Annotated in this window: 26 protein-coding genes; 19 read left to right on the forward strand and 7 right to left on the reverse strand. The window is 55.3% G+C overall.

The annotated features are described in order from the left end of the window. Positions 1-71: 71 nt before the first annotated feature. Genes K3729_01750 through K3729_01765 form a run of 4 tightly spaced genes read left to right on the forward strand, consistent with a single transcriptional unit; the run spans position 72 to position 4803 of the window. On the forward strand, positions 72-2327 hold the full coding sequence (locus K3729_01750; protein ID UWQ99546.1) for an NADP-dependent malic enzyme: 2256 nt from the start codon (positions 72-74) through the stop codon (positions 2325-2327). Between the two features lie 3 nt (positions 2328-2330). After that, positions 2331-3197, forward strand: coding sequence for a ribokinase (locus K3729_01755; protein UWQ99547.1), 867 nt, complete (start codon positions 2331-2333; stop codon positions 3195-3197). After that, positions 3194-4105, forward strand: coding sequence for an aminotransferase class IV (locus tag K3729_01760; GenBank protein UWQ99548.1), 912 nt, complete (start codon positions 3194-3196; stop codon positions 4103-4105). The genes K3729_01755 and K3729_01760 overlap by 4 nt, the downstream gene beginning before the upstream one ends. Beyond that, positions 4105-4803 (forward strand): HAD family hydrolase, encoded by a 699-nt coding sequence (locus tag K3729_01765; protein ID UWQ99549.1) that lies wholly within the window; start codon positions 4105-4107, stop codon positions 4801-4803. The genes K3729_01760 and K3729_01765 overlap by 1 nt, the downstream gene beginning before the upstream one ends. A 175-nt stretch (positions 4804-4978) precedes the next feature. Here the strand turns inward: K3729_01765 and K3729_01770 are convergent, their stop codons facing one another. Further along, positions 4979-5266: an SCP2 sterol-binding domain-containing protein gene (locus tag K3729_01770; protein UWQ99550.1), complete on the reverse strand. Its 288-nt coding sequence runs from the start codon at positions 5264-5266 to the stop codon at positions 4979-4981. Continuing rightward, positions 5263-6480, reverse strand: a complete 1218-nt coding sequence (locus tag K3729_01775) for an argininosuccinate synthase (GenBank protein UWQ99551.1) — start codon at positions 6478-6480, stop codon at positions 5263-5265. The genes K3729_01770 and K3729_01775 overlap by 4 nt, the downstream gene beginning before the upstream one ends. Positions 6481-6618: 138 nt before the next feature. Here K3729_01775 and K3729_01780 point away from each other — a divergent pair, with 138 nt between their 5' ends. After that, positions 6619-7383, forward strand: a complete 765-nt coding sequence (locus K3729_01780) for a hypothetical protein (protein UWQ99552.1) — start codon at positions 6619-6621, stop codon at positions 7381-7383. Positions 7384-7419: 36 nt separating this feature from the next. On the opposite strand, the gene K3729_01785 is transcribed toward K3729_01780, so the two are convergent. Continuing rightward, positions 7420-7854, reverse strand: a complete 435-nt coding sequence (locus K3729_01785) for an NUDIX hydrolase (protein UWQ99553.1) — start codon at positions 7852-7854, stop codon at positions 7420-7422. Positions 7855-7932: 78 nt separating this feature from the next. Between K3729_01785 and K3729_01790 the strand changes: the two genes are divergently transcribed. The 8 genes from K3729_01790 to K3729_01825 all read left to right on the forward strand — a co-directional run bounded on the left by K3729_01790 (position 7933) and on the right by K3729_01825 (position 16739). Then, positions 7933-8937 carry an Hsp33 family molecular chaperone HslO gene (locus K3729_01790; protein ID UWQ99554.1) on the forward strand — a complete coding sequence of 335 codons (1005 nt, stop codon included), beginning with the start codon at positions 7933-7935 and terminating at the stop codon, positions 8935-8937. Further along, positions 8927-9517, forward strand: coding sequence for a CoA pyrophosphatase (locus K3729_01795; protein UWQ99555.1), 591 nt, complete (start codon positions 8927-8929; stop codon positions 9515-9517). Before K3729_01790 ends, K3729_01795 begins: the two co-directional genes overlap by 11 nt. Next, a complete protein-coding gene (locus K3729_01800) occupies positions 9514-10650 on the forward strand; it encodes a CCA tRNA nucleotidyltransferase (GenBank protein ID UWQ99556.1) in 1137 nt (378 codons plus the stop codon). The genes K3729_01795 and K3729_01800 overlap by 4 nt, the downstream gene beginning before the upstream one ends. Then, on the forward strand, positions 10643-11227 hold the full coding sequence (locus tag K3729_01805; protein UWQ99557.1) for a LysE family translocator: 585 nt from the start codon (positions 10643-10645) through the stop codon (positions 11225-11227). Before K3729_01800 ends, K3729_01805 begins: the two co-directional genes overlap by 8 nt. Before the next feature lie 45 nt (positions 11228-11272). After that, the gene (locus K3729_01810; GenBank protein UWQ99558.1) at positions 11273-13123 is read left to right on the forward strand and encodes an ABC transporter ATP-binding protein/permease; all 1851 of its coding nucleotides are present in this window, start codon (positions 11273-11275) and stop codon (positions 13121-13123) included. Continuing rightward, the gene (locus tag K3729_01815; protein ID UWQ99559.1) at positions 13120-14952 is read left to right on the forward strand and encodes an ABC transporter ATP-binding protein/permease; all 1833 of its coding nucleotides are present in this window, start codon (positions 13120-13122) and stop codon (positions 14950-14952) included. The genes K3729_01810 and K3729_01815 overlap by 4 nt, the downstream gene beginning before the upstream one ends. 3 nt (positions 14953-14955) lie before the next feature. Continuing rightward, on the forward strand, positions 14956-16158 hold the full coding sequence (locus K3729_01820) for a class I SAM-dependent RNA methyltransferase (GenBank protein UWQ99560.1): 1203 nt from the start codon (positions 14956-14958) through the stop codon (positions 16156-16158). 83 nt (positions 16159-16241) lie between these two features. After that, positions 16242-16739, forward strand: a complete 498-nt coding sequence (locus K3729_01825; GenBank protein UWQ99561.1) for a L,D-transpeptidase family protein — start codon at positions 16242-16244, stop codon at positions 16737-16739. Here K3729_01825 and K3729_01830 read toward each other — a convergent pair. Beyond that, entirely contained in the window at positions 16730-17326 is a 597-nt protein-coding gene (locus tag K3729_01830; protein ID UWQ99562.1) for a CAP domain-containing protein, read from the reverse strand. The two genes, K3729_01825 and K3729_01830, sit on opposite strands and share 10 nt — an antisense overlap. Before the next feature lie 164 nt (positions 17327-17490). On the opposite strand from K3729_01830, the gene K3729_01835 reads away from it, so the two are divergent. Beyond that, positions 17491-18081: a L,D-transpeptidase gene (locus tag K3729_01835; protein ID UWQ99563.1), complete on the forward strand. Its 591-nt coding sequence runs from the start codon at positions 17491-17493 to the stop codon at positions 18079-18081. A 265-nt stretch (positions 18082-18346) separates the two neighbouring features. Then, on the forward strand, positions 18347-21034 hold the full coding sequence (locus K3729_01840; GenBank protein UWQ99564.1) for a BspA family leucine-rich repeat surface protein: 2688 nt from the start codon (positions 18347-18349) through the stop codon (positions 21032-21034). 75 nt (positions 21035-21109) lie between these two features. Here the strand turns inward: K3729_01840 and K3729_01845 are convergent, their stop codons facing one another. From K3729_01845 to K3729_01855, 3 genes are all read right to left on the reverse strand, one after another. After that, positions 21110-21709, reverse strand: a complete 600-nt coding sequence (locus K3729_01845; protein ID UWQ99565.1) for a hypothetical protein — start codon at positions 21707-21709, stop codon at positions 21110-21112. 153 nt (positions 21710-21862) lie between these two features. Then, positions 21863-22948, reverse strand: coding sequence for a ferrochelatase (gene hemH / locus K3729_01850; GenBank protein UWQ99566.1), 1086 nt, complete (start codon positions 22946-22948; stop codon positions 21863-21865). 64 nt (positions 22949-23012) lie between these two features. Further along, complete coding sequence (locus K3729_01855; protein UWQ99567.1) at positions 23013-23831, reverse strand: methyltransferase domain-containing protein; 819 nt, start codon at positions 23829-23831, stop codon at positions 23013-23015. 28 nt (positions 23832-23859) lie between these two features. On the opposite strand from K3729_01855, the gene K3729_01860 reads away from it, so the two are divergent. From K3729_01860 to K3729_01875, 4 genes are read left to right on the forward strand one after another with little or no spacing between them, the layout of a single operon-like run. Further along, positions 23860-24576: a double zinc ribbon domain-containing protein gene (locus K3729_01860; protein UWR00904.1), complete on the forward strand. Its 717-nt coding sequence runs from the start codon at positions 23860-23862 to the stop codon at positions 24574-24576. 33 nt (positions 24577-24609) lie between these two features. Continuing rightward, positions 24610-24867: a glutaredoxin 3 gene (grxC, locus tag K3729_01865; GenBank protein ID UWQ99568.1), complete on the forward strand. Its 258-nt coding sequence runs from the start codon at positions 24610-24612 to the stop codon at positions 24865-24867. Then, on the forward strand, positions 24864-25694 hold the full coding sequence (locus K3729_01870; protein ID UWQ99569.1) for a carbon-nitrogen hydrolase family protein: 831 nt from the start codon (positions 24864-24866) through the stop codon (positions 25692-25694). Before grxC ends, K3729_01870 begins: the two co-directional genes overlap by 4 nt. Continuing rightward, entirely contained in the window at positions 25694-26134 is a 441-nt protein-coding gene (locus K3729_01875) for a MarR family transcriptional regulator (protein ID UWQ99570.1), read from the forward strand. Before K3729_01870 ends, K3729_01875 begins: the two co-directional genes overlap by 1 nt. Positions 26135-26227 lie beyond the last annotated feature (93 nt).

A 26227-nucleotide genomic window follows, 5' to 3' on the forward strand; every position in this document is an offset into this window, starting at 1 on the left:
CCCGAAATCCACCCGTTGCCCTTTGGTTTGATCCCCCCTTACAAAGGCTGGACGCATGCGGGAGGAACACCATGGCCAAGACGAAAATGACACGGGAAGACGCACTGTCTTTCCACATCGCCCCAACACCGGGGAAGTGGGAAATTCAGGCAACCGTGCCAATGACCACACAACGCGATTTGTCGCTGGCTTATTCCCCCGGCGTGGCGATCCCCTGCGAAGAAATCGCAGCCGATTCTGCGACGGCGTACGACTATACCAACAAGGGCAATCTGGTCGCCGTTATCTCGAACGGGACTGCTGTTCTGGGTTTGGGCAACCTTGGTGCGCTCGCGTCGAAACCGGTCATGGAAGGCAAATCTGTTCTGTTCAAACGGTTCGCCGATGTGAACTCGATCGATCTGGAACTAGATACAGAAGACCCCGATGCGTTCTGCAATGCTGTGAAGCTGATGGGCCCGACCTTTGGTGGCATCAACCTCGAAGATATCAAAGCCCCTGAATGTTTCATCATCGAACAACGCCTGAAGGAAGAAATGGACATTCCCGTGTTCCATGACGACCAGCACGGGACGGCTGTGATCTGTGCTGCAGGCCTGATCAACGCACTGCATATCTCTGGCAAGAAAATTGAAGACGTGAAGATTGTTCTGAACGGTGCCGGTGCCGCTGGGATTGCTTGTCTTGAATTGCTCAAGGCGATGGGTGCGAAACACGACAATTGCATCATGTGCGACACCAAAGGTGTGATTTATCAGGGCCGCACCGAAGGCATGAACCAGTGGAAATCTGCGCATGCGGCCAACACTGATACACGGACTTTGGCCGAGGCAATGGCTGGCTGCGATGTCTTCCTTGGTGTGTCGGCAAAAGGGGCCGTGACGCAGGACATGGTGATGTCGATGGCACCCAATGCCGTGATCTTCGCGATGGCAAACCCTGATCCGGAAATCACACCAGAAGAAGCCCACGAAGTCCGCGATGACGTGATCGTTGCCACAGGTCGGTCAGATTATCCGAACCAAGTGAACAACGTCCTTGGTTTCCCCTACCTGTTCCGCGGGGCGCTCGACATTCACGCCCGCGCCATCAACGACGAAATGAAGATTGCCTGCGCCCAAGCGCTCGCTGATCTGGCCCGCGAAGATGTGCCAGACGAGGTCGCGATGGCTTACGGCAAGAAATTGTCTTTTGGCCGCGACTATATCATTCCGACGCCGTTTGATCCGCGCTTGATCTACCGCATCCCAACCGCTGTGGCGCAGGCAGGGATGGACACTGGCGTTGCGCGTCGGCCCATCGTCGACATGGAAGGGTACGAAGCATCGCTAAAGGCCCGCATGGATCCGACCGCGAACATGCTGCGTAATCTCAACGCGCGGGCGCGTTCCAATCAATCCACAGTCGTTTTTGCAGAAGGCGACGATCCGCGCGTCTTGCGGGCTGCGGTCACGTATCAGCGGTCTGGTTTCGGGACGGCGCTGGTTGTGGGTCGTGCAGATGACGTCGCAGAAAAGCTGACTGCAGAGGGCATGGCAGACGCAATCGACGAACTGACAATCGTGAATGCGGCGAATACGCCTAATTTAGACACTTATAAGGACTTTCTCTACAAACGCCTGCAACGCAAAGGTCTGGATATGCAGGACGTCCACCGTCTTGCAGCCCGTGATCGGCACGTGTTCGCAGCATTGATGGTCGCACACGGTCACGCCGACGGAATGGTTACAGGTGCGACACGGAAATCCGCGCATGTGCTGGAACTGATCAATCGCGTGTTTGATGCCGAACCGCATGATGGTGCCGTGGGTGTCACGGCGATCCTGAACAAAGGTAAGATCGTGCTGATGGCGGATACACTGGTGCACGAATGGCCGGACGAAAACGATCTAGCGGATATCGCTGAACGGGGTGCGGCGGTCGCGCGTGAACTGGGTCTTGATCCGCGCGTTGCCTTCGTGTCGTTCTCGACCTTTGGTTATCCGGTGTCCGAACGAGCTGAAAAGATGCACGTGGCCCCGAATATTCTTGATCAACGCGGTGTCGATTTCGAATACGAAGGTGAAATGAACGTCGACGTGGCACTGAACCCGGCCGTCATGGCGCAGTATCCATTCCAACGCCTGACGGGTCCGGCAAACGTTTTGGTCGTACCTGCGCGGCACTCTGCCTCGATCTCGGTGAAGCTGATGCAGGAAATGGCGGGCGCGACTGTGATTGGACCGATCTTGTCAGGCGTCGGAAAGCCTGTACAACTTTGCTCAACCACCTCTACGGTGAACGATATCTTGAACATGGCGGTCATCGCCGCTTGTCGTATTGGGTAAATCATGGCGATCTGGAATCTAGGCTCTATCAACGCGGACTACGTTTATGCGGTGCCGCATATTCCCGCGCGTGGCGAAACACTGGCAGCAACCGACCGGAAAGTTTTTCTGGGCGGCAAAGGGGCCAATATGTCCGTTGCTGCGGCGCGAGCAGCGGCACAAGTAAACCACATCGGTGCCGTTGGACATGATGGGGCGTGGGCAAAGCAACGCTTGCTCGAATATGGCGTCGATACACGCCATATCACCACGTTAGACACTGAAACCGCCCATGCGATTATCGCGGTGGATGCGGATTCAGAAAACATGATCATCCTGCATCCGGGTGCGAATGCTGAAATCCCGCAGGCGATTTTGCAGACCGCATTGTCCGAAGCCCAAACAGGCGATTGGTTCATCACGCAGAATGAAACGAACCTGCAACGCACCGGAACACAGCTTGCCAAAAAGATGGGGCTGAAGGTCGGATATGCAGCAGCTCCTTTTGATGCAGAACGCGTCAAAGCGGTTCTCGAATACATCGATTTCCTGATCCTGAACGAAGTCGAAGCCGCGCAACTGAAAGACGCAACTGGCCAAGACGCCAAAGACTTGGGTGTGGCCGACGTGATCGTAACATTGGGCGCAGATGGCGCGGACTGGTATAGCCGCGCTGGCAAACAGCATTTTGACGCGATCAAGGTTGATCCGGTCGACACGACTGGTGCCGGCGACACGTTCACCGGCTACGTTTTGGCGGGCCTCGACCGCGGTTTGCCGATGGAACAAGCCATCAATCAGGCCCTGAAAGCAGGCGCATTGATGGTCACGCGCAACGGCACCGCCGACGTGATCCCCGATCTTTCTGAAGTACAGGCTTTCCAACGATGACCGATGACCACCTGACCACCCACCAAGCCGAAGAAGACGCGCGCAACGACGACATCTTGATCTACGTTGACGGTAAAATCGTGCCTAAATCGCAGGCCGTGGTCAGCGTTTATGACAGCGGTTTCATGTTGGGCGACGGCATCTGGGAAGGGCTGCGTCTGCACGACAATCACTGGGCCTTCGCCGATGAACATCTCGACCGTTTGTTTGAAGCTGCCAAAGCGATTGATCTTGATATCGGGATGGACCGAAAAGGCGTGTTTGACGCCTTGTTAGAGACGCAAAAAGCGAACAGCATCACCACCGACGCCCATGCGCGTTTGATGATCACGCGGGGCGTAAAGGTGCGTCCGTTCCAACATCCGAACCTGTCCCAAACCGGGCCGACGTTTGTGATCATCGTGGAACATTCGAAACCGAAAATCCCGCGTCCGATCAGCCTTGCAACCGTGCCGCACCAGCGCGGCTTGCCGATGACGCAGGACCCGAAGCTAAATTCGCATTCCAAACTTAACTGCATCCTCGCCTGTATCGCCGCGCAAAAGGCTGGCGCAGACGAGGCGTTGATGCTCGACGTGCATGGCTTCGTGAACACGACCAACGCCTGCAACTTTTTCATCGTGCGCAAGGGGGCTGTTTGGACCTCGACTGGTGATTACTGCATGAACGGGATCACGCGCCAAAAGGTCATTGACCTGTGCCGCGCGAACGATATTCCTGTGTTCGAACGCAACTATTCGCTCGTGGACACTTACGGCGCAGACGAGGTGTTTTTGACCGGCACGTTTGGGGCGCAAACGCCTGTAGGGTCAATCGACGGGCGGCAAATCGGGAACGGTGAACTTGGCCCAATGACAAAACGCATCCGTAAACTTTACGCCGACCTTATCGCGCAGGAGTGCAGCTAATGCGGATCGCGATGTGGTCTGGCCCGCGTAACCTGTCGACAGCCATGATGTACGCCTTCGGCAACCGCGCCGATTTCGCGGCATGGGACGAACCATTCTATGCGGCGTACTTGAAGCAAACCGGTCTTGATCACCCCATGGCCGATCGGATTATCGCGACCCATGAAGACGATCCGGCTAAGGTCGCCGCGCGCTGTGTAGGCTCTATTCCTGACGAAAAGCCGCATTTTTACATGAAACACATGCCACACCACATGATTGACGGCATGCCGATGGACTGGACAGCCGAGTGTGAAAACGTCCACCTGATCCGTCATCCGGCGCGTGTGATCGCGAGTTATGCGGCAAAACGCGAACAGGTCACAGCGGCTGATCTTGGTTTCAAACAGCAGGTCGACCTGTTCGACAAAATCGGCGGTGCGGTCATCGACAGCAGCGATATCCGTGAAGATCCCGAAGAAATGCTACACCTGCTGTGCGACTACATCGGGCTGGATTTTGATCCGGCGATGTTGGCTTGGGATGCAGGCCCGCGTGACGCGGACGGGATTTGGGCGCAGCATTGGTATGGTGCCGTTCATAAGTCCACGGGGTTCGCGGGCGCGGAAGGGCCATTGCCAGAACTGACTGGTCGTGACGCAGAATTGTTGGAAGAAACGCTGCCGTATTTCGAACGCCTCTCGAAAGAAAAAATCTGAAGCCTGTGAAACTTTCCCAGCTGAATACCGTGACTACAGAATAAATCCAGCCGCGTTCAGAATATCGTAATGCCCCAAACATACGATGAACCGGTAAGGAATCCGCATCACGCGGGTAGTTCTTAAGTGGTATTGTGGTACTGCCCCGTTGGCCTGCGCCAGCGGGGCAATTTCTTTAGGACTTAAGCAGTTCGCCCAGCTTCAGCGCAATCCGCGCATCGCCAGACACCTTCAGCTTACCAGTCACAACACCTGTCATCGGGTTTAGCTTGCCTTTGATCAGTTTCGCCAGATTTGGCGCCGTGATCTTGATCGTGCAATCGGCGTCACGATCCACGTTTGATACAGTCTGGTCTTCCAGAATGATCACGCCATCATCGCCGCTATCAAACTTCAACGATCCTGCCAGCGGCGCATGGTTCACGCCCCGCTGCAACAATTCGGTCATCTCGGCTTGGGTCATTTCTTGCGACGATCCCGTGCGGCCAGCAATTTCAAACGCAGCGCGTTCAACTGGATAAAGCCCTGCGCATCTGTTTGATCGTACGCGCCTGCATCTTCTTCAAAGGTCACATGTGCCTCTGAATACAGGGAATTCTCGGACCAACGTGCAACAGTTGTCGCGGACCCTTTGTACAACTTCACCTTAACGGTGCCGCTGACGTGCTGCTGCGATTTATCGATCGCGGCTTGCAGCATTTCACGTTCCGGCGAGAACCAGAAACCGTTGTAGATCAGTTCAGCGTAGCGTGGCATCAGGCTGTCTTTCAGGTGACCTGCACCGGAATCGAGCGTGATTTGTTCGATCCCGCGGTGTGCTTCCAGCAGAACTGTGCCACCCGGAGTTTCGTAGATACCGCGTGATTTCATGCCGACGAAACGGTTCTCAACAAGGTCCAAACGACCAATGCCGTGCTTACCGCCGTATTCGTTCAGCTTGGTCAGGATAGTAGCAGGCGACATCGCTTCGCCGTTGATAGACACAGCATCGCCGCGCTCGAACCCGATTTCGATGAATTCCGGCTCGTTAGGCGCATCTTCCGGCGCAACCGTCCGCTGGTACACATATTCCGGCGCCTCAATCGCTGGATCTTCCAGCACTTTTCCTTCGGAAGATGTGTGCAGCAGGTTGGCATCCACAGAAAACGGCGCTTCGCCACGTTTGTCTTTGGCGACAGGAATTTGGTGCTGCTCTGCGAATTCAATCAAACGCGTACGGGATGTCAGATCCCATTCCCGCCAAGGTGCGATGACTTTGATGTCTGGGTTCAACGCATAAGCGGCCAGTTCAAACCGTACCTGATCGTTGCCTTTACCAGTCGCACCGTGGGCAATCGCGTCAGCGCCTTCGGCTTCGGCAATTTCAACCAAACGCTTGGAAATCAGCGGGCGGGCGATAGACGTGCCAAGCAGGTAGATGCCTTCGTAAACGGCATTCGCACGGAACATCGGGAACACGAAATCGCGCACGAATTCTTCGCGGACGTCTTCGATGTGGATCGCAGACGCACCCATCATTTCAGCCTTGGCGCGGGCGGGTTCCAGTTCTTCACCTTGACCCAGATCGGCGGTGAACGTGACAACTTCGCAGTTATATTCGGTCTGGAGCCACTTGAGGATGATAGAGGTGTCGAGGCCACCAGAATAAGCAAGGACAACTTTTTTAGGAGCGGACATAAGATCAAGCCTTTGATGCGGATATTTGTTGGAAACGGCGATACTGCGTTTGGGCGGGCAGGGCAAGGATAGCGGCGTTGACGGGGGTTTAACCGCGTGCAACCTAGGCGCACAATTCAACCAGACGAGTATTTTTCCATGGCGTTCAAGATTCTACTTCACACATTCCGCATGATTTTTGGTAACTTCGGGCAGGCGCTAAAGGTGTCCGTCGGACCCTATGCAATTCTGATCGGCGCCATGATGATTTTGGTCGCGATTGCGGGAACAGCGGGTAATGGTTCTGTTTCGCAGGGTTACACCACCCTTGCGCTTTTGCCGCTCGTTCTTCTTCCTGCTGTCTTCTTTGTTACCGCTTGGGTCGCTGTATCATGGCATCGCTTTATTCTTTTGGAAGAATACACGTCGTTACTACCGGCAGTGCAGAACCGCCCGATCTGGTCCTACGCAGGCAAAGCAATCTTGCTCGGGCTTATCGTTGGTCTTGCTGCAGTGCCAATATTTTTGATTATGGGTCTGTTTTCGATGGGACCGATGAGTTCGGGTTCAAACGGATCAATCCTTGGCACCCTTCTGTTTTTCGGAATTGCGATGATTGCACTGTCTGTGATCGCAATCCGTCTGGGTGTTGCGCTGGTTGGGACCGCGCTTGGAAAGCCGATGCCATTTGGAGATGCATTTCGGGCGACAAGTTCCTTAAATGGTACAATTGTTCTACTGTCTATCCTGCTGGCAGTGATCAATATCGTTCCAAGTGCGTTCATTGGTTACTTTATGTTAAGCATTCCTGCGATTGCTACGATCCTGAACTTCGCATTGCAGTGGTTGGTTATGATGCTTGGCATTTCAATCCTGACCACAATCTACGGTCACGTGATCGAAGACCGCCCTCTCGTTTCTTAACGCATTGTTAATAAACAGAGTTTCGTTGCGAAACTATCAAAAGACGCCGGCGAGGAAGTCGGCGTCTCCGTCGTTTGCCAGTTCAGCCAGTGCGACGACCGGATCAAGCCAGACTGCCAGATGTCCCGGTTCCGATGGTGGGCCAAGCGGCAGAATGGGGCGCGCCAGATAGATGTGGCAGACCTTTTCGGCGTTGATCCCGTATTCAGGCATATAGGTGAACCTGCGGAACACGCCGATCTTGCGCGGGGCGGCGATCCGGTATCCGGTTTCTTCCAAAACTTCGCGGTGCAATGCCTCGATCGGGCCTTCGCCCGGATCAATGCCGCCGCCGGGCAGCTGGAATTCATCGTGCGGCGCGCCTTGGTAGGTGACCAAAACCTTCCCGCCGCGAGGTAAAATCGCGTAGGCACCGGGCCGTTGCACGTACTTGTGTCCCGCAATCGGCGTGCTGCCATACCGTCTGATCATACCTTACCCCCTTGGACGCTACACTTGCCGCCCCTATATAGCCGCGATATGCCAATTCCTGACAAGATAGGAAAGCCGATGACCATAGGTTCAATTGCCTGGGACGATACAGTCCTGCCGTTTCAACTCGATCGTTCCGACATCCGTGGCCGCGTGGCCCGTTTGGATGGCGTGTTGGAAGAAGTTCTGAAACAGCACGACTACCCAGCCGTGATCGAAGGTCTGGTGGCTGAAATGGCTTTGCTGACCGCGATGATCGGCCAGTCGATGAAACTGCGTTGGAAGCTGTCTTTGCAGGTTCGCGGCGAAGGCGCTGCACGTATTCTGGCGACAGATTATTATGCGCCGACTGACGATGGTCAACCCGCCCGCATCCGTGCCTATGCCAGCTACAACAAAGATACGCTGGACGAGAATGGCGATGGGTTTGAACAGATCGGCAAAGGTTACTTTGCGATCATGATCCATCAGGGCGAAGACATGGCGCCTTACCAAGGTGTGACGCCGCTTGCCGGTGGGTCCTTGTCCGCTTGTGCAGAGACATATTTTGCACAGTCTGAACAGTTGCCGACGCAGTTTTCGCTGTCTTACGGTCAAAACCAGATGCCGGGCGAAGGTCCAAAATGGCGGGCTGGTGGGATCATGTTGCAGCACATGCCAAAATCCTCGATCCGCGACGCCCCTGCGGGCGACGAGGCATTGCGCGAGGATGGTCTGACTGATCCGATGGATTTCCTGAACGAGGATGAAGGTGAAAACTGGAACCGCGCGACAGCATTGCTGAGCACTGTTGACGACATGGAACTGATCGGCCCAACCGTGACGCCAACCGAATTGTTGGTCCGTTTGTTCCACGAAGAAGAGCCGCGCGTGTTTGACGCGAACCAGATCAAATTCGGCTGCACCTGTTCCGAAGACAAGGTGCGTCAGTCGTTGTCGATCTATTCCGCGAAAGACATCAAGACGATGACCACGCCGGAAAACACAGTGACGGCGGATTGTCAGTTCTGTGGGGCCCATTATGTGTTCGATCCTTTGACACTTGGGTTTGAAGCGGAAAAGGCCGCAGGCGATGACGCCTGATTACGGCCAAATCTTACGCGACGCGCTGTCCCAATCGGGTGGCGCGTCGTCTGATTTTGATCTGAACCCTGACATTGTCACGCCCGAGGGTCGCGTTTTGAAACCAGCCGCTGTGTTGGTTGGCGTGCGCGAAAACGGGAACCTGATCCTTACGAAACGCTCTGCGAAGTTGAAACACCATCCGGGGCAGATCGCCTTTCCGGGTGGCAAGATGGATGACACCGACGCGGACCTTGCGGCCGCTGCTTTGCGTGAAGCACGCGAAGAGATCGGATTGCCATCGGGTCAAGTTGACGTTCTTGGCGCGTTGCCGTGCCATGAAACGGTGACGTCCTACCAAGTCACCCCAATTTTGGCCCTGATACGCGGTGAATACACGGTGATCCCCGAAGCCGGCGAAGTCGCCGAAGTGTTCGAGGTACCGTTTACCCATTTCACCGACCCCGCAAATTACCGCATCGAAGGTCGCCGCTGGCAGGGCAGGCGGCGCGAATATTATGTGGCCCCGTTCGGCGCATATTACATCTGGGGTGCGACCGCCCGTATCCTGCGCGGCTTGGCGGATCGGATCGCATCATGAAAATCACGGCGGACTGGCTTTCTGCGACACCTGCGCAAACCGTTTGTGCGTTGTTAGCAGATGCCGGGTTCGAGGCGTGGTTCGTAGGCGGTTGTGTCCGTAATACATTGCTGGATGCGCCTGTTGCTGATCTGGACTTGTCTACGAACGCACGGCCCGACGTGGTGATGAAGTTGGCGCAAGCCGCTGAATTGACCGTTGTTCCGACGGGGATCGACCACGGCACCGTGACGATCATCGTGGGTAAGGAACCGATTGAGGTCACGACATTCCGCAAAGATGTCGCCACCGATGGCAGGCGTGCCGTCGTTGCGTTTGCCGACACGATGTTGGACGATGCCCGTCGCCGCGATTTCACGATGAACGCGCTTTATGCGGATCGTGACGGTGTGGTCGCTGACCCTTTGGATGGATTGCCGGATTTGAAGGCGCGGCATGTCCGTTTCATCGAAGATCCGGATCGCCGCATTCGCGAAGATTATCTGCGTATCTTGCGGTTTTTTCGGTTTCACGCGTGGTATGGCAATGTCGATGACGGCATTGATGCCGATGGTTTGGCGGCATGCGCCGAGAATGTTGAGGGCATCCAGAGTCTGTCAAAGGAACGCATCGGTCAGGAGATGATCAAGCTGCTCGCCGCCCCTGATCCGGCTCCTGCTGTTGCGTCTTTTGCGTCTTGCGGTGGCTTGATGCAGGTGCTGCCCGGCGCAGATCACGGCGCGTTGGCGGTGTTGGTGCATATTGAACAGAACGCGGAAATGACGCCCGATCCGATCCGTCGTTTGGCGGTTCTAGGCGGGATGGACGTGGCTGAAAATTTGCGGCTGTCAAAGGCAAATGCGCGGCGGCTGGATGTGTTGCGCAGCGATATGTCCCCGACCGAAATTGCGTATCGCTATGATAGGCAAACGGGCATGGACAAGCTGGCGATTGAATGCGCGTCTAAGGGTCAAGATATAGACACTCATCAAACGAAATCAGTAAATTTTGCAGCCAGTCAAACGTTCCCGATTACGGCCCAAGACCTAATGCCTACGTTGCAGGGTGCGGCGCTGGGCGAGGCGTTGAAGGCAGCAGAGAAACGGTGGATCGCGTCCGGTTTCACGTTGACCAAGGATGACCTGATTGACTGAACTATTGCCGCTTTTCGGGTTCGTCTTTGCTGGGCTGTTTTCACCCGGTCCGAACGTGATTTTGCTAACGGCATCTGGTGCGCGGTTCGGGTTTCGCCCGACATTGCCCCATATCCTTGGCGTGGCGTTTGGTGTTGGGATCACGTCGGCGATCACAGGATTTGGCCTTGGCGCGCTTTTGCAGAGCTATCCATCCCTGCGGCTAATCCTGCAAATCTGCGCGAGCCTTTGGATTTTGTGGATGGCGTACAAGCTGTGGCTTGCCAATCCGGTGCAAAAGAATGACGCCGCTGACCGTCCGTTCACCTTTATCGAAGCGGTGCTGTTCCAGTGGGTGAACCCAAAGGTCTGGGCGGTCGCATTGTCCGCGATGGTCTACGTGCCAATGGGATCACCGACAGAGCAGGCATTGACGCTCGGCGCTACGTTTTCGGGGATTAACCTATGTGTGTGCCTGTTCTGGACTTATGCTGGAACGTTGCTGTCGTATCTGCTGACGAACGCGACCGCATGGCGCGTGTTTTTGCGTATCATGGCCGTCGCTTTGGTTTGTTTTTCGGTGCTGGTTTTCATCTAGTGCGTGCACGACTATGTCTAGGGGATAACCCCAAAGGCTATTGTCATGTTCCGCTTCTTTGAAAAGCTGGTCGACCCCTATGTCGCCTATCCCGAAAACAACACGCCGCCGCAAACATTGCGCGCGTTTTTGTGGGACTATTTCAGGCCTTTTCGTGGAGTTTTCGTTTTTACGGGTATCGTTTCAATCGTGATCGCGATTGTCGAGATCATGCTGATTTCCTACATGGGCCGGCTTGTGAATTTGCTAGGCAGCGGCACGCCGGATCAGGTCTGGACGACCTACGGGGTCGAGCTGATTGTCGTTGCCATTGCGATTTTGACGGTGCGGCCTGTCGTTTACATGGGCCAAGTGCTGCTATTGAACCAGACAATCCTGCCAAATGTCGGCACGCTGGTTCGGTGGCGTGCGCACCGCCATGTCATGCGTCAGTCTGTTGGCTGGTTCGAGGATGATTTTGCTGGTCGGATCGCGAACCGGATCATGCAGACGCCGCCAGCGGCTGGCGAAGTGGTGTTCGAAATTTTCGATGCGCTGACCTTTGCTGTGGCTTATGTTGTTGGGGCCGCTGCGCTGTTGTCCGGCGCTGATCCACGGTTGATGGTCCCGCTTTTGCTTTGGTTAGGGTCTTATTTGTGGCTGATGCGCTGGGTCATGGCCAAGATTGGTCCCGCGTCTGAGGCATCGTCGAATGCGCGGTCCGCTGTGACGGGGCGCGTCGTTGATAGTTATACAAATATCCATTCCGTGAAGATGTTCGCGCATCATGATCGCGAAATTGACTATGCGAAGGAAAGCATCGAAGAGGCGCGCCGCACGTTCCAGACCGAAATGCGGCTGTTCACGATCATGGATGGCGGGCTGACGCTGATTAACGGGTTCTTGGTCGTCGGTGTTGTTGGCTGGGCCGTTTATTTGTGGATGCAAGGCACTGCGTCTGTGGGTGTTGTCGCGGCGGCGACCGCGCTGGCGCTGCGACTAAATTCCATGTCGGGGTGGATCATGTTCGCCGCGTCCAGTTTCTTTCGCGACTTGGGCGTTGTGAAGGAGGGGATGCAGACGATTGCGCAACCTATCACGCTGCTCGATGATCCGAATGCGGTGCCGTTGCAGGTGTCGCAAGGTGGTGTCGAGATGCAGGACCTGTCGCATCATTATGGGAAGCAGACAGGCGGACTCGACCAGATTAACCTGACGATTGCACCTGGTGAAAAGGTGGGGCTCGTTGGCCAGTCGGGTGCCGGGAAATCGACGCTCGTGAAGCTGTTGTTGCGGTTCTATGACGCCGAAAGTGGGCAGATCGTGATTGATGGACAGCCGATTAACACCGTGACCCAGGACAGTCTGCGGGCGGCAATTGGCATGGTCCAGCAGGATAGCGCATTGCTGCATCGGTCGGTCCGCGAGAACATTCTGTATGGCTGCCCAAGTGCCACCGAGGCCGAAATGATCGCCGCCGCGAAAAAAGCCGAGGCGCATGATTTTATCCTGACGCTGGAAGATAACGAAGGGAACGCCGGATATGACGCGCGCGTTGGTGAACGTGGTGTGAAATTGTCGGGTGGACAGCGACAAAGGATCGCGTTGGCCCGTGTCATTTTGAAAGACGCGCCTATCTTGTTGTTAGACGAGGCGACGTCGGCACTGGATTCAGAGGTCGAAGCCGCCATTCTAGAAACGCTTTATGGCATGATGCAGGGCAAAACGGTGATCGCGATTGCGCACCGTTTGTCGACGATTGCCCAGATGGATCGGATCATCGTGATGGACCAAGGTCGCATTATTGAAGACGGGACGCATGACAGTTTGCTGGCGGCGAACGGGCAATATGCGCGGTTCTGGGCACGCCAATCGGGCGGGTTTTTAGGGCAGGACACAGCAGGATCAAAAGCATGAGCATCGCGAACTGGATCGCCCCGTTTCAGGCGGCGGATGGGCCGCCGCCAAAGACGCTGGTCGCCTTTGCGCGCTGGGCGTTGAAGGGTAGCTTCCTGCCGATTACAGCCGGATCAGCGGTTTCGGTGGTGTCGGGCCTGATCGAGGTCGCGTCAGCGTTGATGCTGGGCATGGTGATTGACGCGGCTTTGGCGGGAAGCGCCGAAGGCTTCTTCGCCGAAAACACGGGTCTAATACTGGGCGTTTCGGTGTTTTTCCTGCTATTCCGCCCTGCATGGCTTGCCCTGTCCGGCGTGATGCAATCGGTGGTTCTGGGGCCGTCGATTTCTGCGCTGATCCTATCGCGATTGCATCGCTACACGTTGGGCCAAGCGGTGTCGTTCTTTGACAACGACTTTGCGGGCCGGATTTCACAAAAGCAGATGCAGGCGTCGCGGGCGTTGACCGATATTGTCGTGGAATTCGTGCACACGGTTGTCTTTGCTTTTGCGTCTGTGGTCGGATCGTTGATCTTGGTTATGACGCTGGATTGGCGGGCGGGTCTGGCGCTTGCGCTTTGGTTTGTCGCTTATGTCTTTTTCCTGCGTTTCTTTATGCCGCGAATCCGTAAAGCATCCCGCGCGCGGGCGGCGGCGAACGCGACCGTGTCGGGCCAGATTGTTGATACGATTGGCAACATCAAGACGGTCAAATTGTTTGCCCATGACGATCACGAAGACAAAGCTGCAATCAATGCGATGAAGGCGTTTCGCCAAAAGGGGATCGCGTGGGGCTGGGTGTCTGCGTCGTTCCGCGGATCGTTGATGGTGCTTTCGGGCGTTTTGCCTTTGATTTTGGTTGGCGTGACTCTGCTGGTCTGGAGCCGTGGCGGCGCATCGACAGGTGACATCGCGGTTGCGGGCACCATTGGGCTGCGTCTGGCGCAGATGACTGGCTGGGTCAGTTTCACGCTGATGGGCATGTACGGCAATGTTGGCGTTTTGGAAGACGCTGTGCAGACCCTGACGCCAGAACATACGCTAGGCGATGCGCCGAATGCAGGTGTTTTGGATGTGCCAAAGGGAACGATCACATTGGACGACGTGACGTTTTCTTATGGCGGTGGTCCGGGTGGTTTAAACGCTGTTGATCTGAATATCGCGAGCGGCGAACGGTTGGGCATTGTTGGTGCGTCTGGCGCTGGGAAGTCGACCTTGGTCGCGTTGCTTCTGCGGCTGTATGACACCGAAAAGGGTCGGGTTCTGATTGATGGTCAGGACATTTCGATGGTGACGCAAGAAAGCCTGCGGCGCCAAATTGCGATGGTGACGCAAGAAACAGCGATGTTTAATAGGTCAGCGCGTGACAACATCGGGTACGGATCGCCGGATGCGACCGAGGATCAGATCATCGCGGCAGCACAGCAGGCAGAAGCGCATGACTTTCTGGTCGATCTTAAGGATTTCCTGGATCGGACCGGCTATGACGCCCATCTCGGCGAACGCGGTGTGAAACTGTCGGGTGGTCAACGGCAACGGATCGCGATTGCCCGTGCGATTTTGAAAGATGCACCGATCTTGGTGCTGGACGAAGCGACGTCTGCGCTTGATTCAGAGGTCGAGGCGTCCATTCAGTCCGCGCTGGAAACGGTGATGGAAGGCAAGACTGTGATCGCGATTGCGCACCGTTTGTCCACATTGGCCCGCATGGATCGCATCATCGTGCTTGACGCGGGGCGCATCGTTGAACAAGGAAGCCACGACGACTTGCTCGCGCAAGACGGTCTGTATGCGCGGTATTGGAACCGGCAATCGGGCGGCTTTATTAATGTGAAAGATGCGGCGGAATAATTCATGGCGATGATCGAAGGGTTAACCCACCTTGGCATGGGTAAATTGGACGACGGGCGCACGTTGTTGCCGCGCGTTCTGCCGGGTGAAGAGGTTAGTGTTGATCAAGACGGCACAGTCCGGATCGTCACGCCGTCTGTGGATCGTGTGTCGCCGCCTTGTCGCCATTTCAAGACCTGTGGCGGTTGTGCGATGCAACATGCCTCTGACGCGTTTGTCGCCGATTGGAAGCAGGAAATTGTGCGCAAAGCCATCGCTGCACAGGGTCTAAACACGGTGTTTCGCGATATTGCGACGTCGCCTGCCCAGTCGCGCCGGCGTGCAAAGTTTGCGGGTCAGCGCACGAAAAAGGGCGTGATGCTGGGGTTTTACGCGAAGGGCACTGATACAATTATTGCGGTGCCGGATTGCCAGCTGATCACACCGGGTTTGCATGACGCGCGCGCAGCACTTGAGGCGCTGATCATGTTCGCGGCGTCTCGCAAATCGCATGTGTCGTTTACGGTGACCGAAACTTCAGTCGGTCCTGATATCAGCGTCGAGACGGAAAAAGAGTTAACGTCGCAATTGCGGATGGAGCTTGCGGTTTTCGCCCAAAAGCACGGTGTGTCGCGGCTTGTTTGGCAGGACGAGGTGATCGTGACGATGAACCCGCCTGCGCAGGATTTTGGTGGTGTGTCCGCTGTACCGCCTGCTGGCGCGTTTCTGCAGGCGACAAAACACGGCGAAGCGGTTCTGCGAGATGCGGTGATTGAGATTACCCAAGGCGCGAAAAGCATCGTTGATCTGTTCGCTGGGTCCGGCACCTTTGCTTTGCCTTTGTCGAAGACGGCTGAAATTCATGCGGTCGAAGGTGAAGCGGATATGATCGCGGCGCTTGATCGGGGGTGGCGCGAAGGCAAGCACCTGAAGCGCGTGACGTCCGAGACGCGTGATCTTTTCCGCCGTCCGCTGGAACCTGATGAACTGCGGAAATTTGACGCGGCTGTCATCGATCCCCCGCGTGCCGGTGCTGATGCGCAAATTGCGACGCTTGCGGCAAGCGACGTCAAGGTGATCGCGATGGTGTCGTGTAACCCTGTCACCTTTGCCCGCGACGCAAAAATGCTTGTTGCACATGGCTTTACGCTAAATTGGGTACAGGTTGTTGATCAATTCCGCTGGTCGCCACATGTTGAGGTTGTGGCAAGCTTCACGAGGAAGTGAAGATCAGTTTGACGAAGGCGCTATGGTGGCGCAAATATAGTGCATAATATCCGGCAAAACGGCAGCAGACCGACGGTGGGCAGATGACAATTTCTAGGCGAACAATGGTAGTAGGTCTGGGCGCTGCGGCGCTGACCGGCTGTTCAACAACTAAATTCCGGACGTACAGCGGACCACCCGTGACCCGCATTCAGGTGTTCAAAGCGCGTCGAACCATGCAGTTGCTAAGTGGAACGCGCCAGTTGAAGTCTTATAAATTCGAACTTGGGTTTGCACCTGCAGGTCACAAATCGTTTGAAGGCGACGGTCGGACACCCGAAGGGGCGTACCTGATTAATCGCCGGAACCCGAATAGCCGTTATCATCTTTCTTTGGGTATTTCTTACCCGAACCGTAACGACATCGCCTATGCGCGGTCGCATGGATTAAGCCCGGGTGGTGATATCTTTATTCACGGCACGCCCAATCCGTTGTCGAACGAAGACGACTGGACATGGGGCTGTATTGCCGTGACGAACGACGAGATTGAAGAAATCTATGCGATGGTCCGCGATGGGACCCCGATCTACATTTATCCCTGAAAAGTACTGCCTGCGACGGGTGCGCCAAGCGGACGAATGTCTACGGCTGCTGGCGCTTGGAACGCACCTGGTGCCGTGCCGACGCTGAGCGTCCACCAAATTTTGCCTGCAGGTTCTTGATACCATGCAAAACCGATGCGCTGGGCTGTTGGGTCAAGGATCACAGCACGGCTGTCTTGGTCTTGGGTCCATGCGGCAAGCGTTTCTAGTTCGGTTTCGTAGGATTCCGAAATGACTTCGCCAACAAGACGTCCAGAGAACCCTGCGCGACGTGCCCGATCAAGTGGTGATGATCCGTCAGACCCGAACAGCCATGGCCGGTTCTGCACGGACATGTCCCGCGAATGGGTTGCGGCAGATGCGATCAGGTTCGGATCAAGTGTGACAGGCGTTACACCCGCTGCTTGGCGCAGCGCGTTGATGCTGTCTTCCATGCGGAATTGAATGGCATCGACGTCGTTTGCCCCGATTTGGTAAACCGTCGGTAGTGGCAAGCCATCCGGGCCGATTCTTGCGACTGGTGTACCACCAGAACAAGCGGCCAAACCAAAAGCTGTCAGTCCTAAAATCAATTCGCGTCGAAACATGGGGATACTCGCGTTAAGAATGCCTTGTCTTAGCGGCATTCGCACAACACCGCAAACACCGTTCAGCAACAGTTTGCCATTATGACACATGTTTGATTTGCGCGAACGGGGTAGAATACCTAAGTCTACATCACATTATTTTGTATTTCACGGAGCGCGAGACCATGACGTCCGACTTCAAGTCCCTTTCCCGCCGCGGGTTTCTTGCGGCAACTGCAGCCACCGTTGGCACAGCCGCAATCGGTCAGACGAACAATTCGACCGAGATTGAAGGCGTGATTGGTGGTGGTGTGACACGTAACACGGCATCGTTCCGGTCGCTTGATTGGCGTCCGTATTTCCAAACGTTAGCTGGCGGTGCGATCCTGTGCGATCTGGAAAGCCGTGCGTTGCATTTCTGGTCCGAGGATCAGAGCATTTATAAACTGTATCCAACGTCCGTTCCACTGTCAGAGGATCTGACACGTCGCGGCCGCACAGAGGTTATTCGCAAGGTCGAAGGTCCATCTTGGGCACCGACACCCGCGATGCGTGAACGCAACCCGGAATGGCCTGAACGTATTGGACCGGGTCCGGACAATCCGCTTGGCACACACGCGTTGTACCTAAGCTGGCAGTATTACCGAATCCACGGCACCCACGACACGCGCAAAATCGGTCGTCGTTCGTCGAATGGCTGCATCGGTTTGTATAATGAACACATCGCGGAATTGTACGGCTTGGTCGGCAATGGCGCCCAAGTGATGTTGATCTAGGATCACCTAACCATAATTTCTGAAGCCCCGTCATGATTGGCGGGGCTTTTTTATTGGGCGAATTGGATGACCCAACTTCTCCGTGCAATTGAGCCACATTCACAACCGAAACCCAGTGGTTGCACAAGTTTCATTTTGAAATGGACAGATTTCCACGGATACTGGCCTCATAAAAATAAATGCAGGTTACCGAAGCTATTGTTCTTAAAGAGTAAAGAACGGAAGCGTTCGGATAGGCCTGTGAGGCAGATCTTGGAGTTACATAATGAATTTGAGTGAATTGCTCATTGACGGCACAGGTGCGTCTACCGCATCCGCAGGCCCGACCGTCACAATCGCAGACCCGGTTACGGGAACATTTCGTATCGCCGCAGGGACCGGACAGGTCCAGCTAGGCTTTGCCGCATCGGACATCGCATCGACGCAACAGGTAGGTGATGATCTGATCCTGACGCTGGCCAACGGCGAAGTGATCCGGCTTGTCGACTACTTCGAGGTGTTCGAAGCAGGTGCCGGATTGGCGCTGGGCGGCGCTGCTGTTGCACTGGACAGCACTGCACTGCTTGGCGCGGCGGCTGGTGCTGGCGTATTGGCTGCGGTCGCAGGCGGTGGCGGCGGTGGTTCCGACGATACAAGCGGTGGTGGAACTGGCGGTGATGGCGGTGGTGATGGTGGAACCGGCGGCGACGGCGGTGGTACGATCGTTGATACAACGGCACCGGATGCGCCAACATTCACAAGCTACCGCGACGATGTTGGGTCGATCACCAGCACGACGAGCACGGCTGTCACAACCGACGATACGCGCCCCGCGTTGAATATCGGGGCCAATCTGGCGGACACACCGAAGCTTTACGTCAACGGTGTTGAAACCGCAGCGACATATTCGGCAGCCGACGGCACATTGACGCCCGATGCCCCGCTGGCGGAAGGCGAACAGACCCTTTCGGTGACACTGACCGATGCCGCTGGCAACGAAAGCGATCAAGCAGATGCGACGTTGGATGTTGTCGTGGATACAACCGCGCCCGTGGCACCCGTTGTTGTCGCCGACGGTGACAAAGCGGTTTTGGGTACTGCAGGTGCAGGTGCCACTGTTGTGATCGATGTCGATGGAGACGGCGTGCCGGATCTTGAAACTGTCGCCGACGCTGATGGAAACTGGACGATCGAGGGTGACTTTGCAGTGGGATCGACGATCTCTGTGTTTTCGACAGACGAAGCCGGTAACACCAGCGACAAGATCGACATCACAGTCAGGCCGATGAATGAGGTCACGATTACGGGGTCAGGGGAAGCGACGGCGATCCCTGAAAATGTCTACTGGGGAAATTTTGAGGCTGGGACAAATACGATTACGTTTGAGTTCAGCCAAGCGGTCGATAGTTCTAACTTCACTGAAAGTGATATTATCGTTGCTAACGGCACACTTGTTGCAGGCAGCTTGACGGGTAGTGGCACAACTTGGACCGCAGAAGTGGTTCCTGATCTAGCCGTCGGGCATTCGAACGTCGCGGTTGATATTGCGGCGTATTCTGTGACCTCACCTTCCGGTGTGCTGAATACGGCTGGAGCAAACGAAACTAGTCTTATTTATCCGTTTTATGAGACAAGCTATCCCTATGTTTTGGATGCAGACATAACGGACTGGGACACGTCCAATCTGGTAAACATGTATGGTGCATTTTTCAATGCGAACTCTTTCAATCAGGACATAGGTGGTTGGGATACGTCAAGTGTCACTGTAATGGAGGGAACGTTTCTTAACGCGTATGTATTCGATCAAGATATTGGTTCTTGGGATACGTCGAATGTCGAATCGATGTCTTACATGTTTGCTGACGCCACGGTATTTAATCAGGACATAGGTGGTTGGGACACCTCAAATGTCGAATCTATGTATGAGATGTTCAATAGTGCAGAGGAATTCGATCAAGATATCGGTGACTGGGACACATCGAGTGTTACGGACATGAACAATATGTTTGATGGAGCTAAGATTTTCAATCAGGACATCGGTAGGTGGGACACCTCAAGCGTGACTGACATGACAACCATGTTTGGCGCCACTGAAATGTTCGACCAGGACATCGGAGGTTGGGATACATCGAGCGTTAAAAGTATGCGTTCCATGTTCAATCGCGCTGTTGCTTTCAATCAGGACATCAGCGGTTGGGATACATCCAGTGTTACGAATATGGGGTCGATGTTTAGACTAAGCAGCACATTTGATCAAGATATTGGTGATTGGAACGTCTCAAGTATCACTGAGGGGTTTCGGGCTAGTATGTGGCAGATGTTCGAGGGTGCCACAGGGATGTCGTCCGAAAATATGGATGCCACGTTGAATGGCTGGGCCACGATTGATGCGGATGCTGGTGAAACTGATTTGAAGTCGGGTGTGGAGCTAACTGTCGCTGCATCTGCGACTGACGCGACTGCGATTCAGCATTTGGAAGAAGCGCACGGTTGGATTGTTGATGGGATGGACTTCGACGCAATTGATGGTTTGCAGGTTGGCGATGCGACCGCCAATGACGTGGTTCTTGCTGCCGGTGGTGAAACGTATCACGGGCTTGGTGGTAACGACACGATTACCGGTGGTGACGGCGATGACGTGATCTTTGGTGGTACTGGCGATGATTTGATCACGTTGGGTGCTGGTGAGAACCTTGTCGTTTATGGTCACGCTGATGCGGGTGTCGATACAATCACTGATTTCGGAGCTTCGACCAACAAATTGGACGTGTCGAACCTGTTGATCGGTTACGATGAAGGTGATGACATCTCGGATTGGGTAACTGCAGCGGACGACGGGTCTGGTGGTACGACTTTGACCATTTCAGAAGTAGCGGGCGGAGCAGATACGATCACGATCAATCTGGACGGTGTTGCGCATACCACGACGCTTGAAGATGATATGGTCGCCGACGGCAGTCTTGTCGTTATCTAAAATGAAAAACGGCAGGGGGTTTGAAACCTCCTGCCGTTTTGCGTCTTTTCGTATCGTTGCGATCAACTGCGCTGTTTAGCGCCCTGCGGACGAGAACGACCGTCGCACGTCCGGGCCTATGCCCAGCCAGCTTGCTGTGACTTGTTGTAGGTGGCGCGTGATGCGGACCTTTTGCGTTTCGCCTTGTTGGAATGCTTCGAAAGCGGCTTCGCCGACGTGCGCTTCCAAATCTGCACGAATGAATTCCGGTTCTGTCAAAGGTTCGCCAGTGCGCGCATCGACCACTTGAATGCTGAAGGCGATGTTATGCACCGCGGATGGTGCTTTTGCCCGCGCGAGCGGTGTCAGTGCATGGAATTCATACAACATCACATCCAGGTTCACAGGTTTGGACCCACGCAACGGGCGTGCACCGCGACGGACGCCGTCGGTTAAGATTTCCGCGACTTGCATTCTACGATCGCCGACTGGATCTTCGTGCCAAACAACGTCAGCGTTTGGTGCGTAAGAATTCGTTTCGGTCGTCGTCAGGTCGTCTGGTATCGCGACGTTTACTTCACGTACGCGCCATTTTTGTGAAACGGTGTTTTCGATACCTGTGCCATAGTCTGTTTCCCAGCTGCCGGAACATCCAGCGAGCAAAGCAAGGCATAGCGTTAAGATTCGAGTTTTCATTGGGCTCCTCCATCGGGAAAGAAATTTATTCCAATGGAGCTACCGTCCGATTCTGTCCGGAATGCGACTTTTCTACCGACAATACCCTAAAGATACGGGGAATATTCTAAAGATAGTATCATGTTTGAATGATGCGCTGGATTCGCCGAATGCCTACCGTAGCCAGCCGCGTAAGTTCCTATTGATGATCCCTGATAGTGCATTGATATGCGCCGGATCATCGTTGAGGCATGGGATATAGGTGAAGTGTTCGCCGCCTGCTTCTTCGAAGCTTTCTTTGATCTCTTCGTTGATTTCTTCCAACGTTTCGATGCAATCGGCAGAGAATGCAGGCGCGCAGATCGCGATGTTCTTGATGCCCTCTTCAGATGCCATACGCGCCACTTCTTCGACGGTGTAGGGTTTCAGCCATTCTTCGCGACCAAAGACCGATTGGAACGTCGTGCGGATTTCGGTGTCCGCCCATCCCAGCCGTTCTTTCAGCAGGCGCGTCGTTTTCTGGCATTCGCAATGATACCGGTCGCCTTCCATCAGATACCGGATCGGCATGCCGTGGTAGGAACACACGAGCATTTCCGGCTTTTTGTCCGCCTTTGCGTAGGCGGCTTCGATGGATTTGGCGAGCGCATCGATGTAGGCTGTGTCTTCGAAATAAGGTTCAACGATCCGCGCGATGGGTTGCTGTTTTTGCGCGATCAGGGCACGGAAAAACTGGTCGTTTGCGGTTGCTGATGTGGCCCCTGCGTAGTGCGGGTACAGCGGGAAAAACAGGATTTTAGTGCAGCCTGCATCGACCATTTCCTGCACTTTGGATTTGGTGGATGGGTTGCCGTAGCGCATGCAGAAATCCACCCGCACGTCGTCACCGTATTCCGCGACCATCTTGGCGCGGATCGCTGCGGTCTGCTTTTTGGTGATGGTCAGCAGCGGGCTTTCGTTATCTTCTTCGTTCCAGATGGATTTGTAGGCCGCGCCTGACGAAAAAGGCCGTTTCGTCAGGATCACCAGCTGCAAGAGCGGTTGCCAAATCCAATTCGAGATATCGACGACGCGTTTGTCGGACAGGAATTCGTTCAGATAGCGGCGCATTGACCAATAGCCGGTGTCGTCTGGTGTGCCGAGGTTGGCCACAAGCACGCCAACACGTGCCGGTTTCACCTTCGGGTGGTCAGGCTGTGCGTGAACAGGACAAACGGCAGGGCGTTCAGATGAGGTTTCTTGTGCATCAAACATGGTCATGGCCCGTCATTATCGCGATTTGGTGGTTTATGAAATGGAATACGCGCAGGCGCGTCGATTGGACTTATTTTAGTGGTGTTTCATCGGTGCCAAGCGCATCGGCCAGTCGTGTCTTGGCGCTACCCGGTCGCAAGGGTTGCGGTTGGCTTTCTGCTGGTGCCCATCCTGTCAGCGTGATGATCTCGAAGGTGGCTGTGACCCGCTTGCCGTCTTCTGCGCGGAAGTTGTCGGCGTAGATCGTCGCGGCTTCTGTCAGCATGTTGCGGGGCGTGAAGGTTTTGATCCGGTCGGACAGTGCGTTGTTTTCACCCATCTTGCGCAGGTCGTGCATCAAGTGAAACGCGTTGGCGTAGCTGACCTGCAAGGGTGTGCCGTCTGCCACTGGCAATGCGAAACCTGCCCGTTGCAGCAAACCGCCAAGGTCACGAATTTCGCCCATGGGTGCGATGCGCGGGGACAAACCGCCTGTGACGGCGATTTCCGCTTCGGCCAACGATGTCCGCAATTCGTTCAGTGTTTGCCCACCAAAGCTGGCGGCAAGGAACAACCCGTCCGGTTTCAGTGCCCGCCGACATTGCACCAGCTGTCCAACGGGGTCGTTTGCCCAATGCAGCGCGAGTGTATGCAGGACCAGATCGTAGGTTTCGACCTCGAGCGCGAGGGTGTCGTCGTCGCCAACAATTGTGGCGTCCGGATACTTTGCCGCCCAAAATTCGGGAAAGCCGGTCACAATCGCGACCTTTGTAAACTTTCTGTTAACCTCGATCAGTCTTTCCTGAAATTCGTCGGCGACGACATCGTGCAAGAAAAGCGCGTCGGGCAAGGCTCTGTCACGGTGACGGGTCAGGGCGGTGCGGTCGGTGATGTTCGGTGGCGTATCCATACGGGGGATTTAGAGCGTGCAAGCCTTAATGCAAAGTGTCGTTCGATCAATTTATCCGCCGCAATGTGTCGCGTGCGAAACCGCAACCGAGGCCGAACATGGTTTGTGCGGCCCATGTTGGGCGCAAACCGGATTTATCAGCGGGTTGGTGTGCGACACCTGCGGGGCGCCGCAATTGGGCGAAGATCACGGAGATCGCATCCAGTGCGATGATTGCATGACGATCGCCCGCCCGTGGGAACGCGGTCGTGCAGCGTTAGAATATCGCGGGATTGGCAGGCGGTTGGTGTTGGGTTTGAAGCACGGTGACCGATTAGATCTGACGTGGCCTGCTGCCGGATGGATGGCTGCGCGTGTGCAGCCGATCCTGCGCGAAGATACGGTGATTGTGCCGGTGCCGTTGCATTGGTCGCGTTTGATTAAACGCCGCTATAATCAAGCCGCAGCTTTGGCCGTGGATCTTGGGCGTCATCTGGGGCGACCCGTGATTGTGGATGCGTTGACGCGGAGGAAAGCGACCAAACCGTTGGATGGTGTTGGCCGTACAGCCCGCTTTGCAGCTTTGACCGGTACTATTGCAGCCCATCCCAAACGGGGTCTTTTGCTGGCTGGCAAGTCGGTTCTGATTGTCGACGATGTGATGACATCCGGGGCGACGTTAGCTGCCGCAACAGAGGCTGCGCGGGCCGCTGGTGCCGCAAACGTGTCTATTGTTACTCTGGCGCGTGTGGTGAAGGATACCTAGATAGGCGCTGACCCGCACTGAAAGGATTGCCCGATGGCTAACATTGAAATGTATATCAAACCCGGTTGCCCGTATTGCCATGCGGCTGCACGCTTGCTCGACAACAAAAAGGTCAGCTACAGCACCGTCAACATTCTTGCCCAACCCAACAAGCGCCCTGAAATGATCAAGCGTGCAAATGGGGGATCAACGGTTCCACAAATCTTCATTGATGGAAAACACATCGGTGGCTTTGATGACCTGAGCGCGTTGAATGCGCGTGGCAAGCTGGACCCGCTTTTGGCTGCATGAAAGTAGCTTTACTTCAGATCACGTCAGGACCTGATCCGGTCCAGAACCTTGCGATGGTGCGCGCTATGGTGCGCGATGCTGTCCGGCAAGGGGCCGGATTTGTCCTGACACCTGAAGTCACGAATTGCCTGACATCAAGCCGCGCCGCACAGGACGCGGCTTTGTCATTAGAAGGCGACGACATCACCCTTGCCGCGTTGTGCGCTGACGCCAAGGCGCTGGGCGTTTGGATTTCGATCGGGTCACTGGCCCTGAAAACAGGTGATCCGGACGGGCGTTTTGCCAATCGGTCGTTCATGATCAACCCGCAGGGCGATATCGTCGGGCGCTATGACAAAATCCACATGTTCGACGTGACCGTGTCCGAGAAAGAGACCTATCGCGAATCGAAAGGATATCGCCCCGGAGATCACGCAACTTTGGTAGAAACGTCATTTGGTACGGTTGGCATGTCGATTTGTTACGATATTCGTTTTGCCTATCTCTACCGCACATTGGCGCAGGCTGGTGCCGATATTCTACTGGTTCCTGCTGCTTTTTCACCGGTGACGGGCGCTGCCCACTGGGAAACATTATTGCGCGCAAGAGCCATAGAAACAGGGTGTTATGTCCTTGCCGCCGCCCAAACGGGCACGTTTGACCCCGATGCCAAGCGTCCACGCACGACGTATGGACATTCGATGGTGATCAGTCCGTGGGGTGACGTTTTGGCCGACGGCGGCACAGATGCGACGATTGTAATGGTTGATATTGACCCTGCGGAAGTGTCACATGCGCGCAAACGCATTCCCGCGCTCACACATGATCGAGATTTTACAGGTCCCTGATGATTGACGACTCCGATAATCTTGCTGCGACGTTATTCAGCGAGATTTTGGCGGTGGATCAGTTGGCGCGTGCCAGTGTCGCGAAGGTGTTGCCGAAGGGGATGGAGCTGTCCCATTTTTCAGTGCTCAATCATCTGGCCCATAGCGGTGTAGAACGATCCCCCGGTGAATTGGCGCGTACGTTTCATCTGACGCGCGGTGCGATGACCAACACGTTAGGCAAGCTGGAATGGAACGGCTGGGTTCATATCCGGCCCGATTGGGATGATGCGCGGCGCAAGATGGTTGCTATTTCGCCAGCGGGCATGTCCGCACGTGACGCCGCAATTCACGCGATTTCCCCACTGATTGCCCAAATCGTCAAGGATATCGGACCGATGCGCGTCCGCAGTACGCTGCCTGTTTTGCGCGAAATGAGACAGCGGTTGGCTGACGCCTGATAGCTGCCTGACCACCTGTAAATTCAAGTCGATCACGCCAACTTGATGCTGACGCAAGGTGAGAGGAACCCTTTGCCGTGCGCCGAGTTACAT

It is taken from the genome of Rhodobacteraceae bacterium S2214 (genome assembly GCA_025141675.1).
Taxonomy (GTDB): domain Bacteria; phylum Pseudomonadota; class Alphaproteobacteria; order Rhodobacterales; family Rhodobacteraceae; genus Yoonia.

Bases quoted from the DNA above. Each gene is read 5' to 3' on its own strand.
- K3729_01760 (UWQ99548.1), top strand. From the start codon at position 3,194: ATGACCGATGACCACCTGACCACCCACCAAGCCGAAGAAGACGCGCGC.
- K3729_01790 (UWQ99554.1), top strand. From the start codon at position 7,933: ATGACCATAGGTTCAATTGCCTGGGACGATACAGTCCTGCCGTTTCAA.
- K3729_01755 (UWQ99547.1), top strand. From the start codon at position 2,331: ATGGCGATCTGGAATCTAGGCTCTATCAACGCGGACTACGTTTATGCG.
- K3729_01780 (UWQ99552.1), top strand. From the start codon at position 6,619: ATGGCGTTCAAGATTCTACTTCACACATTCCGCATGATTTTTGGTAAC.
- K3729_01770 (UWQ99550.1), bottom strand. From the start codon at position 5,266: ATGACCCAAGCCGAGATGACCGAATTGTTGCAGCGGGGCGTGAACCAT.
- K3729_01815 (UWQ99559.1), top strand. From the start codon at position 13,120: ATGAGCATCGCGAACTGGATCGCCCCGTTTCAGGCGGCGGATGGGCCG.
- K3729_01795 (UWQ99555.1), top strand. From the start codon at position 8,927: ATGACGCCTGATTACGGCCAAATCTTACGCGACGCGCTGTCCCAATCG.
- K3729_01785 (UWQ99553.1), bottom strand. From the start codon at position 7,854: ATGATCAGACGGTATGGCAGCACGCCGATTGCGGGACACAAGTACGTG.
- K3729_01810 (UWQ99558.1), top strand. From the start codon at position 11,273: ATGTTCCGCTTCTTTGAAAAGCTGGTCGACCCCTATGTCGCCTATCCC.
- grxC (UWQ99568.1), top strand. From the start codon at position 24,610: ATGGCTAACATTGAAATGTATATCAAACCCGGTTGCCCGTATTGCCAT.
- K3729_01840 (UWQ99564.1), top strand. From the start codon at position 18,347: ATGAATTTGAGTGAATTGCTCATTGACGGCACAGGTGCGTCTACCGCA.
- hemH (UWQ99566.1), bottom strand. From the start codon at position 22,948: ATGACCATGTTTGATGCACAAGAAACCTCATCTGAACGCCCTGCCGTT.
- K3729_01860 (UWR00904.1), top strand. From the start codon at position 23,860: ATGCAAAGTGTCGTTCGATCAATTTATCCGCCGCAATGTGTCGCGTGC.
- K3729_01750 (UWQ99546.1), top strand. From the start codon at position 72: ATGGCCAAGACGAAAATGACACGGGAAGACGCACTGTCTTTCCACATC.
- K3729_01765 (UWQ99549.1), top strand. From the start codon at position 4,105: ATGCGGATCGCGATGTGGTCTGGCCCGCGTAACCTGTCGACAGCCATG.
- K3729_01830 (UWQ99562.1), bottom strand. From the start codon at position 17,326: ATGTTTCGACGCGAATTGATTTTAGGACTGACAGCTTTTGGTTTGGCC.
- K3729_01855 (UWQ99567.1), bottom strand. From the start codon at position 23,831: ATGGATACGCCACCGAACATCACCGACCGCACCGCCCTGACCCGTCAC.
- K3729_01800 (UWQ99556.1), top strand. From the start codon at position 9,514: ATGAAAATCACGGCGGACTGGCTTTCTGCGACACCTGCGCAAACCGTT.
- K3729_01775 (UWQ99551.1), bottom strand. From the start codon at position 6,480: ATGTCCGCTCCTAAAAAAGTTGTCCTTGCTTATTCTGGTGGCCTCGAC.
- K3729_01820 (UWQ99560.1), top strand. From the start codon at position 14,956: ATGGCGATGATCGAAGGGTTAACCCACCTTGGCATGGGTAAATTGGAC.
- K3729_01875 (UWQ99570.1), top strand. From the start codon at position 25,694: ATGATTGACGACTCCGATAATCTTGCTGCGACGTTATTCAGCGAGATT.
- K3729_01870 (UWQ99569.1), top strand. From the start codon at position 24,864: ATGAAAGTAGCTTTACTTCAGATCACGTCAGGACCTGATCCGGTCCAG.
- K3729_01825 (UWQ99561.1), top strand. From the start codon at position 16,242: ATGACAATTTCTAGGCGAACAATGGTAGTAGGTCTGGGCGCTGCGGCG.
- K3729_01845 (UWQ99565.1), bottom strand. From the start codon at position 21,709: ATGAAAACTCGAATCTTAACGCTATGCCTTGCTTTGCTCGCTGGATGT.
- K3729_01835 (UWQ99563.1), top strand. From the start codon at position 17,491: ATGACGTCCGACTTCAAGTCCCTTTCCCGCCGCGGGTTTCTTGCGGCA.